This is a genomic window from Methanobrevibacter sp., from assembly GCF_017447225.1.
GTDB lineage: Archaea > Methanobacteriota > Methanobacteria > Methanobacteriales > Methanobacteriaceae > Methanocatella.
Genome location: NZ_JAFSNZ010000091.1, coordinates 1 through 13,639, shown reverse-complemented (window position 1 = coordinate 13,639; position 13,639 = coordinate 1). Strand labels below are relative to the sequence as shown.

The window sequence follows — 13,639 nt, the reverse complement described above, 5'->3', positions numbered from 1 at the left end:
TGACTGAAAATCAGGCTTGGGTTTATGCACTTCCAGTTTATGCAAACGATATATATTATGGTGAAAATGAAGAAATTGGAGCTATAATCTTTGGTGGAAACAATATTGCGAAATATAACTATTTGCCTGTTTCAAATGCAATTTACAATGCGGCTTTAAACAGAAACATTAAGGTCGATGGTCAAACTCCGGTTTCAGGAGCTACAAACAGTGGTGAACTGTATCAGGATGCGCGCGAATACAATATTGATGTCTTATTGACAGTTAAACACTCTGACGGCACTGTTGTTTATAATAATACTTTAAAATCCAGTTATCTTGGTGAAGTTAATGATGTTTTAGCTGATTTAAAACCTGGAACTTATACTTTAACCGCTACACATTTTGAGGATAATTATTATAAGGCAATCACAAACCAAACAACATTTGTGGTAACACCAAAAGTTGATGTTGGTGTAAAAAAGACAAGCAGTGATGAACAGTTCAATTATCATGATTTGGTTGTATGGACATTAACTGTAACAAATAATGGTCCGAATGATGCGACCGGAGTTAATGTAAGTGATGTGTTGCCTTCAGGTTTGCTTTTAAGGTCTGCTGTTGCTTCTCATGGAAGCTATTCTGGTGGTGTCTGGAATATAGGTGATTTGGCTAAAGGTGCTAGTGCAACTCTTAAAATCACTACTTTGATAAATAAAACTGGTGACATTACAAATAAAGCAAATATCACTGCAAATGAGTTTGACTGGAATATAACAAATAATCAGGACAGTCAAAAAATCACTGTAAATGATGCGACAGATTTGGCAATAACAAAAACCGCCAATGTCACAAATCCGAATTATGGTGATTTGGTCAAATGGACTTTAACTGTTAAAAACAATGGTCCCGACAGGGCAACTGGTGTTGTAGTAACAGATGTCATGCCGGATGCATTAATTGTTATCAATCCTCCAAGAAATTATGTGTCTGGAAAATGGTCTGTGGGCTCTTTGGATGTTGGAAAATCAGCTACTTTAGAAATTATCACTAAAGTCAACGCTACAGGATCCATTAAAAATACGGCTAGCGTAAACGGTTCCCAGTATGATTATAATCCTTCAAACAACAAAGCCTCAGAAACGATTAATGTGGTAAAAGCTGCTGATTTGTCCGTTGTTAAATCAGTTAATAACACTTCTCCAGATTTCGGTGATTTAATCAGGTGGACTGTGACTGTTAGGAATAATGGTCCTGATGATGCAACAGACGTTAACGTCACTGATGTGTTGCCTTCAGATCTGCTTTTAAAATCTTCTTCTGCTTCTTCTGGCAGATATTCTGATGGTGTTTGGACAATTGGTAATCTGGCTAAAGGTGGCAGTGCAACTTTAACTGTTGTAACTGAAATTACCAAGACAGGCACTATTAAGAATGTTGTCAGTGTTGAAGGCAATGAATTCGATATCAATGAAAGCAATAATCATGCAGATGCTTCAGTAAATGTGGCAAAAGCTGCTGATCTGGCTGTTGTAAAATCAGTTAATAATACTGCTCCTAATTTCGGTGATTTGGTTAAATGGACTGTGACTGTTAGGAATAATGGTCCTGATGCCGCTACAGGAGTTAACGTTAGTGATGCGTTGCCTGCAGGGTTAATTTTGCAATCACATAGTGTTTCTGTTGGAAGCTATTCTAAAGGTGTCTGGACTATTGGTAATCTGGCTAATGGAGGTAGTGCAACTTTATCTATTGTCGCCCTTGTCAATAAAACAGGTTCTATAAAAAACACTGCTTCTGTCAAAGGTAATGAATTCGATATCAATCCTTCCAATAATAATGCATCAAAAAGCATTAATGTGGAAAAGGCTGCTGATTTAGCTGTTTCAAAATCAGTTAATAATAGCATTCCTAACTTTAATGATCTCGTTAAATGGACTGTTGTGGTTAAAAATAATGGTCCTGATGATGCAACAGGTGTTAATGTCAGTGATGTGTTGCCTTCAGGTTTAGTTTTAGATTCTTACAGTGTATCTGCTGGCAGTTATGCTGGCGGTGTTTGGACTATCGGTAATCTGGCTAAAGGCGGCAGTGCAACTTTAAATATTGTAACTAGAATTAACAAGACAGGTACTATTATAAATGCTGCTGATGTTAAAGGAAATGAATTTGACATTAATATGGCCAACAATCATGCAGAGGATTCTGTTAATGTAGCTGAAGCAGCCGATTTGTCTGTTGTAAAATCAGTTAATAACACTTCTCCTAATTTCGGTGATCTGGTCAAATGGACAATAGTAGTTAAAAACAACGGGCCTGATGTAGCACACGACATTGTTTTAAAGGATATGTTGCCTTCTGGTTTAATTGTAACGGACACTACAGGCAATTATAATAATGGAAGATGGACAATAGGGTCTTTAAATGTTGGAAAATCCGTAAGTTTTGAAATAACGACTTTAGTTAATAAGACTGGCGTTATTATCAACAATGTTTCTGTCATAGGCAGAGAACATGACTATAATCCTTCCAATAATAACGCATCAAAGGGCATTGATGTGGCTAAATCCGCTGATTTGGCTGTTGTAAAATCCGTTAATAACACTGCTCCGAATTTCGGTGATTTAATCAGGTGGACTGTGACTGTTAGCAATATTGGTCCTGATGATGCAACTGGCGTTAATGTCAGTGATATCTTGCCTTCAGGTTTAGTTTTAGATTCTTACAGTGTATCTGTCGGCAGTTATTCCAATGGTGTCTGGACTATCGGTAATCTGGCTAAAGGTGGCAGTGCAACACTAAATATCGTAACTAGAATTAATAAGACTGGAACAATTGAAAATGTGGTTGTTGTAAAAGGCAATGAATATGATATTGATATGAGCAATAATAATGCATCTAAATCTGTTATTGTTCCGGATTCAGCTGATTTGGAAATAATTAAAAATGTTAATAATTCTTCACCAAACTACTTGGATCTGGTTAAATGGACTGTAACTGTCAAAAACAACGGTCCGGATACTGCTCATAATGTTGTTATAACTGATATGTTGCCTTCAGGTCTGATAATAAAAAGCGGTACAGACAGATGGAAGATAGATTCATTGGCTTATGGTGAATCTGAAACTTTTGAAATAGTAACTCTGGTCAATAAAACAGGTTTACTAACAAATAAAGTTTCTGTAACCGGCAGGGAATATGACTATAATCCTTCAAACAACAATGCCAGCAAATCCATTAATGTTCCAAAAGCAGCTGACTTGATTGTCATTAAGGAAGTTAACAATACATCTCCAAATTTCAAAGATTTAATCAGATGGACTGTTATGGTTAGAAATAATGGTCCTGATGATGCAACCGGCGTTAATGTCAGTGATGTCTTGCCTTCTGGTCTGGTTTTAGATTCTTGTGATGCATCTGTCGGCAGCTATTCTGATGGAGTATGGACTATTGGTGATTTGGCTAATGGTGAAAGTTCAACATTAAACATTGTAACTAGAGTCAACAAAACAGGAATTATTGTAAATAAGGTTGATGTTTCAGCTAACGAGTACGATTATGATGTTGGAAATAACAATGCATCCAAATCTGTATCCGTTCCTAAAGCTGCGGACCTGGAAGTCACTAAAACTGTAAACAATTCAACTCCAAATTATCATGACCTGATTAAATGGACAATTGTCGTTAGAAATAACGGTCCGGATAATGCATCAGGTGTTTTTGTTGATGATATCATGCCTGAAGGACTGATTATTCAAAGTGTAAACGGTAATTATTCCAATGGAAAATGGAATGTCGGATCATTAAATGCATTTTCATCAAAAACATTGGAAATTGTCACATTCGTTAATAAAACAGGAACATTTATCAATAATGTCAATGTTTCAGGTGAAGAATATGATTATAACAAATCCAACAATAGGGCAAATTCATCAATAAATGTTCCTTTGGCTAGTGATTTGGAGATTGTGAAACTAGTCAGCAATCCTAATCCTAACTATGGCGAAAACATTAAATGGATTATCATTGTTAAGAATAACGGTCCGGATAATGCAAGTGGTGTTAGGGTAAATGAAGCATTGCCTGAAGCCTTTGAGCTGATTCGTGCAACTGAAAGCAAAGGCCATTATATAAATGACATCTGGTTTATCGGTGATTTGAGTGTTGGTGAAGTCGTTAATCTTGAAATCATTACTAAAGTCAATAAAACAGGTAATTTTACCAACGTTGTTGACGTTACAGCTAATGAATACGATTATAACTCATCAAACAGTGAAGATAATAAATCAGTAATAGTTAATCCTTGTGCTGATTTGGAGATTTCCAAAGTATCAAACGTTTCATCTCCAAATTATAATGATTTGGTAAAATGGACTATAACTGTTAAGAATAACGGTCCTGATAAGGCTAATGAAATCGAAATCCTGGATATTCTTCCTAAAGGTTTGGAATTCGTTGATTATGTGGCTTCTAAAGGATATTATTCTGACGGATACTGGAAATTCTGCTGCCTTGAAGTTGGTGAAATTCAGACTTTGAACTTGACAACAAGAGTCAAATCAATAGGTGAAATTAAAAATATCGCAACTGCAAATGCTAAGGAGCATGACTTTAATCCGGATAACAATAGGGATGAATCATCAGTCAGTGTAGATTTGGCATGTGATTTGGAGATAACTAAACTTGTCAATCAGACAAAAGCTAACTATAAGGATTTGGTTGAATGGACTTTAATCGTTAAAAACAATGGGCCTAGCGATGCATCAGAGGTATTTGTTATTGATTCATTGCCTGAAGGATTAACCTTCATACGTGCACAGGGCGATGGATCATATTCAACAACAGGAACATGGTATATTGGCGATTTAGGCTCACAAAAGACTGTACAGCTAACAATTATCTGCCGTGTGGATAAGACTGGTGAGTTTACAAATATTGCTTCTGTAAAAGGAGCCCAATATGATTATAATCAGAATAACAATAGGGCTGAAAAATCTATTTCCGTAAGTCCCGCAGCTGATTTGTCAATCATAAAAACAGTCTCCAAAGTGCAATACGATGTTGGCGATTTGATTTCATATTCCATAGAAATCACGAATAACGGCCCAGATACTGCAAGAAATATCAGCGTCAGGGAATTCATGGATGACTCATTATTATTTAAATCAGCTTTCGCCGCATCAGGCGACTATGATGATGCAAGTCATGTCTGGCATATCAAATCATTGGCCAATGGTGAGAAAACCTCACTTCATTTAAATGCTGTTGCTGCAAAAGAGGGTTTGGCTAATAATAGGGTTTCAGCAAGTTCCGATACATTCGATTTTAATTTGAATAATAATTATGTTGAATGTGTTGTGGATATTATTAAAAATATTCTTGTTCCGGATAACATATTTGATTATGGTCTCTATCATGAATTTAAAGAAAATGAATTCGTTCATGATGGTTTGGACATGGTATCAAAAGCTGGTGTTGAAATGAAGGAAACTGGAATTCCTATTGGCTTATTGATGGTCATATCTTTGATTTCACTTGCATTTTGCGGTTCAAATATTTTAAAGAAAAGGTAGTTTAAAGTAGCATTTAAGCTACCTATTTTTATTTTTTTTAAACGATTTTTCAAAATTTTTCAAGTATCAAAATTATTGATTTTATACCTAATTATTTTACTACTTGCACTTATTCTATATTGAATTATTAGTCATATATGTAAAATAAAGGAAACTTTTATATAAGACTTTTAATAAATATAATAAATGGTATTGATGTAATAATAAGTTTTTTACAAACTTGATTGTTTTTGCACAATATTGTTAATTAAAAATAATGGATGTATTATTATGTCAGAAGAAGAAATTAATAACCAAAATGAAGAGTTCATCGATGAAGATGAAGAAAAATTACCTTTCGCTAAAGCTGAAGTTGTTCGTTTAATGAAAGAAAATCTCGATGACGACAAAATGATTAGGGAAAGAGTAAAAGTTGAAATGAACAAATTCTTAGGTGAAGTTTTAAAAAATGTATGTAAACAATTAAACGATTATCCTTACACTACAATTGAATATGAAATGCTTAAGGAATCAACTTACCCATACACAAACATCGAAAGAATCAATCAAGAAAAAGAAAGAATTTTATTACATTTAGAAGCTATTAAAGCAGATTGTAACGCTTTAGCTATGGATGTTCAAAAAACATTAAAATTAAAAGATGTTGTAGAAGAAGACTCATTTGTAAGCTTTTCCGCAACCGAAGAAGAAGAGGAAGAAGAATAATATTCTTCCATTTACTTATTTTTTTAATTATTTATCTTCAATATGTGAAAATCCTGTTTTAAGCTCTTTTAACTCATCTTCAGGGATTTCAGATATGATAACCTCATCACTGACGATATTGCTTTGACCGAAAGGATCATCAATTATTAATGTGGCAGTACCGTTACCCTTAATCAGCTCCTGAATTTCAGCTAATGTGTTTTTAGCATTCTTTTGTGATTCAGCATCTTCAAATAGCTGCAACGCTTTTTTAACTGCACTTTCAAATCTGGTAAGGATTCCTTCCACATTAGTTACATAGCCTTCTGATTTTGGACCTGGTTCCACTTTAACTCCGATTTCGGGAATAGTGACAGTTGCGGATTGTGAACGCACTACTCTAACGGATAATGTGTCCTGTGAAATTCCTAATGTGTATTTTGCAGGGTCGTTCTGTTCAAGTGATATCACGTCACTGTGCTTAAATCCGCAGTTTGCACATTGGATTGTCGTTTCAAGAACCTTTCCGAAATGAGGAATTTCAATTTCTTTCATTATTGATGTTGCAATTCCATCAACACCACATGCCGGACATTTGATAACCATTTCATTAATTTCAGTTGTTTCTTCTTCACTCATTGTATACAAATCCTTTATCTGATAATTCTTTTTCTATTTTTTCAATTGTTTCGTTATTGGCGGCGCAAATAAGGAATTCCCTGTATTTAGAAAGATTATACAGATTCTTCAAGTCCTCTTTAACATTAGGATTCTTATCAATATTGTCTATAAATCTTTTTGCTGAATCATAATCTGAAACCTTAACGTCACGCACCAGAGGATCCTTAAATCCTTTAAGGCTGTAAGTAATTTTTTCTATTTTCCCATTATTCTGGTTTATGATGATATCAATAACCTCTTCCAGTTCCTCCACGCTGTTGGTCAGTTTGATATTGGTGCAGGACTTGTTGATAATCGTCAATATCTGCTCTATGCTTTTATCTATGCTTTCGGTTTTGATTATTGGAACATTGTTGATTTCTGCCTTATGCAATAAGTGGTTATGGATTATTCTGTTTTCAGTAAAGAAATCAAGTTGTTTTCCACCCCTATGTATCTGAATTGCACGTTTTACAAAACGTTCCTTGTGGGATTCCTCATCAGAACTCAGAACGAAGAAATATATTTCGGCATAATCTCTGAACTGTTCAATGTCAATCAGTCCCGGAACCAAATGCACTCCTTCAATAATTATGTCATCATAATCTGTAATTGCTCTTTGGATGATTTTTTCAAGTCCCGGAATAACATATGATGCATGTTCGTCAAATCCTGCGGAAACAAGGTCTTCATAGCTTTCAAAATTAGCCTTGTTTCTCAGATTTTTGTATGCGTCATATGAGGAGCTGTGCAATGCCGGCGCATATTCCTTTCCTATAATTCCTCTAACAACTGCTCTAATAAAGTCACTTTCAATCAAATGTTTTATATTCAACTGTTTAGCCAGTTCAGATGCGATTGTTGACTTTCCAATCCCGGATGCACTTCCAATTAGTATAACATAAGGTTTTCTCATGTTTTTCCACTCCAAGTATTATTTTATTAAATCTTTATAAATTATCATTAAAAAGATTTTTCTATTTAAAACATATATTTTAATATTAGAAACTATAATAATTATAATTAATATATAATATTTTTGAAACTATTTTTTTTTAAAAAAATTTTTCAAGTTATTATTTTATGATTATAGAGATGTTATAAATTATAAGTTAGAGGAGAGATAGTTTTGTATTCAGTAGATTCAGTTAAAGAAATTCAGGATTTAAATCCATTCATTGTCGTTGGCTGTGGTGGAGGAGGAGAAAAATTCTCCAATCTTGAAGGTGTTGAGACAGTTGGCTTCATTGATGATGATGAAAGAAAACAGGGCAAGCAGTTTTGCGGTCATATTATTGCAGACAGTCTGGAAAAATGTCTGATTGACAGCGACGCAAAGTCCCTTGTTATAATGTTGCCGATTGGCGCTGAAGGAACTGCACTGAAATATGCTGTTCAGGCTATTGATGCTGGATTAAATGTAGTTACTTCATTCAGATCATTATCCATTGAAGAAAATCCTTCATTAGCTAAATTTGCTGAAGCAAAAAATGTTGTTATCAAAGAAATCAGTCCTAGATTAGATGTTGTTGAAAAATTTGCAGGAATTGCACCTGAAAAATCCTGCGAAGTATTGCCTAAAATTTCCTACACTCCAAAAGCTCCTGTTGTTTTTGTTGGGGGCACATCCCAGGAGTGCGGTAAAAGAACAACTTCTAAAAAATTAGGAATTGCTGCCATGGAACGTGGCTTAACTCCTGCTATCATATCTACTGATGAAATGGGTCTTGAAGAACCTACTGATTTTAATTTTAGAGCAGGCAGTTTATCTGCAATGGATGTTCCTGCAGCTATTTTGGCCGCAATCAAATATGTTGAGGCTGAAAAGAATCCTGATATCATATTTATTGAAGGTCAATCCAGTTTGACTGAAAAAGGAAATCCTCACCCAAGAGGATTGTCTGCAGCTATTTTAATCGGAGCTGCTCCTGATGCAGTTATTGTTGGACACAGACCAAACCATCCTTACAGAGAACCTAGAGGCATTGAAGAAGAAATTAAAGCTATTGAATCTCTCGAACCGACTAAAGTTGTTGGTTTATCCATTAATCTAAAGAATGCCGGATTAGATACTGATGTTGAATACTTTGAATCTAAATTTAATTTGCCTGTTGAGGATGTCTACACTAATGGTGCTTCAAAATTATTAGATGCTATATTCGATTATTTAGAGGAGTAAATAACATGAATTTAATGGATACTATTAAAAAAAGTTTAGGCTTTGAAATTGATGAATCATCTTCATCCAGACCAAGAAGTGGAGTGAATAATCAAGGTCCTGGTCCTTCCAACCCTCGTCCAAGACAAAATCCTAGTTTTGGGGGTAATCCTACCAGTCCTAGACCAAGATACGATGATATTGAACCTATCATCCCTGAACAGTCCTTTTATGAAATTGTTTTAATCAGGCCTAAAACCATTGATGATATTAATTATGTGGTCGATCAGGTTCTCGAAGAGAAAAATCCTGTTATTTTGGATTTGTCTTTTCTTGAAAATGAAAGTCCTGCTAACTTTAAACTTGCTGGAGAAAAAATTAAGCAAATGAGAGCTCGTTATGGTGCTCAGGCTTTATTGCTTTCACGTACAAGTGAAAAAAATCTGATTATTCTTTCTCCTAAGAAAGTTAAATTATTAAATAAAAGTTAATCGGATAATGCTGTCGCATTATTCTGATATCTTATTTTTTCAAAATTTAGGTATACCTAAAAAAATAGAAACATTTAAATACTACTTTTAACTACATTATTATTAGTGATGTAAAGTTTAGGTAAACCTAAAAAACACATTGCTTCAAACATTATTAGTCAATAATAATACAATCTCCAAAATTAAATTTGTTGAATTAGTTTTCTCACAATTTTCTAATTCAATACATGGAAAATTATCTGCCAAAGTTTTCCAAAAAACAAAAGGTGTTTAAAAAAGCTATTAAACACCATTATTATCTCTTTTTATAAATTAAACAATTTTAAGTATTTTTTATTAATGTATTTTTCTCAACAAGAAAACCTAACGAAATTTCCAAAAGCAATGCCTCATAGTTGATATGGATTATTGCAGTAAAAATTACTAAAAAAATAGAGAATATCGTTAGGATTGATATTTTCTGAATGCATAGGCGAGAATTGATCCTGCAAAATTCTGCCAGACGGAATAAATCGCTCCAGGAACAGTTGCCTGAGATAAGTCTGGAAAATGAGTCTTTGCAAGGCTGGTTGACAAACCTGAATTTTGAAATGCAATTTCAATAGCTACGGTTATTATCTGTTTTTTGTCCATTCCTGCAAGGTGGCCAATTCCAAATCCAATTAACATTGCAAGGATATATTGTAGGACAATAACAATTAGTATTATGGTGGATGAAGTTAAAATAGCTTCTTTATTGGCTCCAATCACTCCCGCAACTATTAAACAAATCACGATTGATGAAACGGTAGGCAAATAATCTTTTAATTTTTCACAAAAATTAGGGAATTTGTAATTCAAGATTAAACCTAAAATAATTGGAACAATCACTATTTCAACAATTGAAATGAACAATCCTACAGGATTGAAATGAATCTGATTGCCAATTAACAATAATGTTATTATTGGGGTTAATATAGGTGAAATTACAGTAGAAACTGCAGTTAAAGAAACGGACAACGCCACATCTCCCTTTGCAAGAAAAGTAATGACATCAGATGCGGTTCCTCCAGGTACTGTTCCAACAAGAATTAGTCCAACAGTCAAAGCAGTATCAAGAGAAAATGCGCTTGCAAGAGTTAATGCCAAAAGAGGCATTATTACATATTGTGCTGAAATTCCAACTGCAATTTCCTTAGGATTTCTGAAAACATTTAGGAAGTCGTCCAATTTCAATGTGGTCCCCATTGTAAAAAGAACAATGCTTAAAAGTAAATTGATGATGTTTATGCCATTATATTCACTTAAAACCCATTTAAATGAATTTGGGTAAACTAGAGAAATAGCAACCGCAATTAATATTACTATAAAAAAATATTTTTCGATAAATTCAAAAATCCTTTTCATAGTTTAATTTTTGATTTTTAATATTAAAAAGGTATTGATTTAAATTAAAAAATAATTCTCTTGCTACTGGGAGTTTCACAATGAATTCTTTACTTTTAATTCGTATATAAAAAATTAATTTTTGGATTTGACAAAAAAAGATTTACTAGATTTTTAGCCCAAAATTAAAATAGAATATAAACAAATAAAATAATTAGTGGTAGAATATGACTGATAAATCAAACATGACAATTATCGGAGGCACACGGGGTCTTGGCAGATGGATGGCGGAACACCTGAAGAATGATTTCAATATCACAATAACGAGCCGTGATGCAATATCAGGAGATGAAATCGCCCAGAAACTTAATGTATATTATAATAATGACAATATCGATGCAGTTAAAGATGCAGACATTATACTCTTTTGCGTTCCTATTGAATTTATGGTCGACACAATTAAAGATGTGGCTCCCCATGCGCCTGAGGGGTCATTGCTGATGGATGTTGCAAGCATTAAATCAGAAGCCGCAGAAGCCCTAGATAAATACGCTCCTGAAAATGTGGAAATATTGCCGTGCCATCCAATGTTCGGTCCACGGGTTCCCACACTTGAAAGACAGATTATCGTATTGACTCCAATCAAGAACAGATCAGACAAATGGATTGGCCGTGTGAAAGAGTATTTGACTAAATCAAATTGTGAAATTGTCCAGACAACTCCTTCAGAACATGACAAATATATGAGTATCGTTCAGGGGCTTACTCATTTTTCATTTATCGCACTGGCTTCAACAATCAGGAAACTGAATATAAATGTTAAAGAGTCAAGAAACTTTTCAAGTCCGGTTTACAGTATGATGCTTGACATGGTAAGTCGGATAGTTTTTCAAAATCCTCATCTTTACTATTCCATACAAAAGAACAATGATAAAACGGGAAACGCAAGAAACGCATTGATAAATGAAAGCATATATCTGTCCAATCTGATTGAACATGGCGCTGAGGAAGACTTTGTAAAAAGCATTGTTGAATCAGCACAGCATTTGGATGAACGTGAAGAAGCATTAATCCGTTCAGATAAGGCAATAAGCATGACAACACAAAAGGCAAACATTCTGACAAAATCAATTGGCAAAGAGATTGGATTAAGACAATTATATTCTCAGGAAACCTATGTTGGAACCGTGAAAAAAGTTACCGCAAAAAGTACTATCATAAATACCGGTGATGAAGAGCTCACACTCAATATTTCCCATATCGATATAATGTCTGAAAGTGAACTTTACGAATGGAAGAAAAACAACCTCAAGCTGGAGCACGTTGATTTAAGCGTAATTTTCCCTTCAGAGTGTAAAGAAAAATATTTAATACAAATGTTTAAAAACATTGATCCTATAATCGATGCGGAAATAACCGATATCACCACCAATGATTCAAAATCAACTTACACATTCAATCTTACGTTATTTGATAAAAAAGACAAAGCATATGTTGAAGAATATATAAAAGGGATTGGTGGCAAGATATGCTAATTACATTGAATGTATGTTCATAAAAAAATATGCGAAAAAAACAAGTGATTGTTATCAGAATGACAATATAATAGCTTAATTAAGCTATTATAAAGTCGCCAATGACATTTTTATCATTGGATGCAACCATAACTATGCATTTGTCTTTTGAATAAACGAAAACATAGTCATTGTCATCAAATTCCATGAAACCGCCTACATCATTAATAGTAGTTTCATTAGAAAGATTGCCTAAAATGTCCTCTGCACCTGAAGAACTGTAATTATAAACAAATATTCCCACTTGAGTGTTATCTTTAACGTAGACTTTTCCATCAAAGTCATATCCTTCATCTATATATCCTTCAATCATATTGAAAGTATTTTTAGAATCTTCTTTATAACCTGCAGGAATATTAAAATCTATTCCTCCTATTTTTACAGTCTGATCTCCACTACCAAAAATATCTCCTAAATCAAAAGCAGATACTGCACTTATACTTGTTATAACAATAAACAAGGTAAATAATGTAAATATTTTTTTGTTCATATTTTACCTCCTATATTTATTTTAATCTTTTATATTTAATAAAAATTACCAGAACACTTGTTTTGTTTTGTTTAATATTTTAAAAAAGGATGTATTGTATTTATAGGAACCTAAATCATATCACAAGGATTTTAAAATAAGTGGGTGAGTATTTGAAAATAAATATCTCTGTGGAAAATAATCTTTTGATATAACACAATAACTATTTCAATCATTTTAATAAAATAGTTGAGCAATAAAACACCAAAATAATGATAAACTATAGTTTTTTTGGAAAAGTTTATACCTTATGAAGTTCATATATAATAATTATGAAAGTCGCAAAAATTGAAAAACATTTAACGGATAATGACTTAAATGATCTTATAAAAGAACATAAGGATTCGTACAATATTTATCGGCGAGCATATTTAATTAAAATGGTTAAAAATGGCGATACGATAAAAAAAGCTTCTGAAATTATGAATGTTTATAGAAAAACAGGTGAACGTTGGGTCAGAGAATATAACGAGAAAGGTATTGACGGATTAATGCCTGATTATAGTAATTGTGGCCTTGAATCAGAATTAGACGATGAAAAACTGCAAATTCTTTATGAAGCCATCACAACTAGCGATAAAGGATTAACAATTGAAGATGTACGAGAAATGATATATACCTTATTC

At 33.5% G+C, this 13,639-nt stretch carries 10 protein-coding genes; 6 read left to right on the top strand and 4 right to left on the bottom strand.

Annotation, left to right across the window (positions count from 1 at the left end):
* On the top strand, positions 1–5,552 hold a 5,552-nt coding region (locus tag IJQ68_RS08800), incomplete at its 5' end, for a DUF11 domain-containing protein (protein WP_292799327.1).
* A gap of 270 nt (positions 5,553–5,822) precedes the next feature.
* Positions 5,823–6,257: a hypothetical protein gene (locus IJQ68_RS08795; RefSeq protein WP_292799324.1), complete on the top strand. Its 435-nt coding sequence runs from the start codon at positions 5,823–5,825 to the stop codon at positions 6,255–6,257.
* 27 nt (positions 6,258–6,284) lie between these two features.
* On the opposite strand, the gene IJQ68_RS08790 is transcribed toward IJQ68_RS08795, so the two are convergent.
* Together IJQ68_RS08790 and IJQ68_RS08785 are read right to left on the bottom strand one after the other, a co-directional pair.
* The gene (locus tag IJQ68_RS08790; protein WP_292799321.1) at positions 6,285–6,875 is read right to left on the bottom strand and encodes a ZPR1 zinc finger domain-containing protein; all 591 of its coding nucleotides are present in this window, start codon (positions 6,873–6,875) and stop codon (positions 6,285–6,287) included.
* On the bottom strand, positions 6,868–7,812 hold the full coding sequence (locus tag IJQ68_RS08785; RefSeq protein ID WP_292799318.1) for a 3H domain-containing protein: 945 nt from the start codon (positions 7,810–7,812) through the stop codon (positions 6,868–6,870). Before IJQ68_RS08785 ends, IJQ68_RS08790 begins: the two co-directional genes overlap by 8 nt.
* A gap of 213 nt (positions 7,813–8,025) precedes the next feature.
* On the opposite strand from IJQ68_RS08785, the gene IJQ68_RS08780 reads away from it, so the two are divergent.
* Together IJQ68_RS08780 and IJQ68_RS08775 are read left to right on the top strand one after the other, a co-directional pair.
* On the top strand, positions 8,026–9,075 hold the full coding sequence (locus IJQ68_RS08780) for a DUF1611 domain-containing protein (RefSeq protein WP_292799314.1): 1,050 nt from the start codon (positions 8,026–8,028) through the stop codon (positions 9,073–9,075).
* A 5-nt stretch (positions 9,076–9,080) separates the two neighbouring features.
* Positions 9,081–9,545 (top strand): cell division protein SepF, encoded by a 465-nt coding sequence (locus IJQ68_RS08775; protein WP_292799311.1) that lies wholly within the window; start codon positions 9,081–9,083, stop codon positions 9,543–9,545.
* Between the two features lie 444 nt (positions 9,546–9,989).
* On the opposite strand, the gene IJQ68_RS08770 is transcribed toward IJQ68_RS08775, so the two are convergent.
* The gene (locus IJQ68_RS08770; RefSeq protein WP_292799308.1) at positions 9,990–10,931 is read right to left on the bottom strand and encodes a bile acid:sodium symporter family protein; all 942 of its coding nucleotides are present in this window, start codon (positions 10,929–10,931) and stop codon (positions 9,990–9,992) included.
* Positions 10,932–11,137: 206 nt separating this feature from the next.
* Here IJQ68_RS08770 and IJQ68_RS08765 point away from each other — a divergent pair, with 206 nt between their 5' ends.
* On the top strand, positions 11,138–12,445 hold the full coding sequence (locus tag IJQ68_RS08765) for a prephenate dehydrogenase (RefSeq protein WP_292799305.1): 1,308 nt from the start codon (positions 11,138–11,140) through the stop codon (positions 12,443–12,445).
* 79 nt (positions 12,446–12,524) lie between these two features.
* Here the strand turns inward: IJQ68_RS08765 and IJQ68_RS08760 are convergent, their stop codons facing one another.
* Positions 12,525–12,974 (bottom strand): hypothetical protein, encoded by a 450-nt coding sequence (locus IJQ68_RS08760; protein ID WP_292799303.1) that lies wholly within the window; start codon positions 12,972–12,974, stop codon positions 12,525–12,527.
* Between the two features lie 311 nt (positions 12,975–13,285).
* Here IJQ68_RS08760 and IJQ68_RS08755 point away from each other — a divergent pair.
* Positions 13,286–13,639, top strand: a 354-nt coding sequence (locus IJQ68_RS08755) for a helix-turn-helix domain-containing protein (RefSeq protein WP_292799300.1), incomplete at its 3' end; no start/stop codon positions are given.

Excerpts from the sequence above, each read along its gene's own strand:
- IJQ68_RS08790 (WP_292799321.1), bottom strand. The coding sequence starts at position 6,875 with ATGAGTGAAGAAGAAACAACTGAAATTAATGAAATGGTTATCAAATGT.
- IJQ68_RS08785 (WP_292799318.1), bottom strand. The coding sequence starts at position 7,812 with ATGAGAAAACCTTATGTTATACTAATTGGAAGTGCATCCGGGATTGGA.
- IJQ68_RS08765 (WP_292799305.1), top strand. The coding sequence starts at position 11,138 with ATGACTGATAAATCAAACATGACAATTATCGGAGGCACACGGGGTCTT.
- IJQ68_RS08760 (WP_292799303.1), bottom strand. The coding sequence starts at position 12,974 with ATGAACAAAAAAATATTTACATTATTTACCTTGTTTATTGTTATAACA.
- IJQ68_RS08775 (WP_292799311.1), top strand. The coding sequence starts at position 9,081 with ATGAATTTAATGGATACTATTAAAAAAAGTTTAGGCTTTGAAATTGAT.
- IJQ68_RS08795 (WP_292799324.1), top strand. The coding sequence starts at position 5,823 with ATGTCAGAAGAAGAAATTAATAACCAAAATGAAGAGTTCATCGATGAA.
- IJQ68_RS08770 (WP_292799308.1), bottom strand. The coding sequence starts at position 10,931 with ATGAAAAGGATTTTTGAATTTATCGAAAAATATTTTTTTATAGTAATA.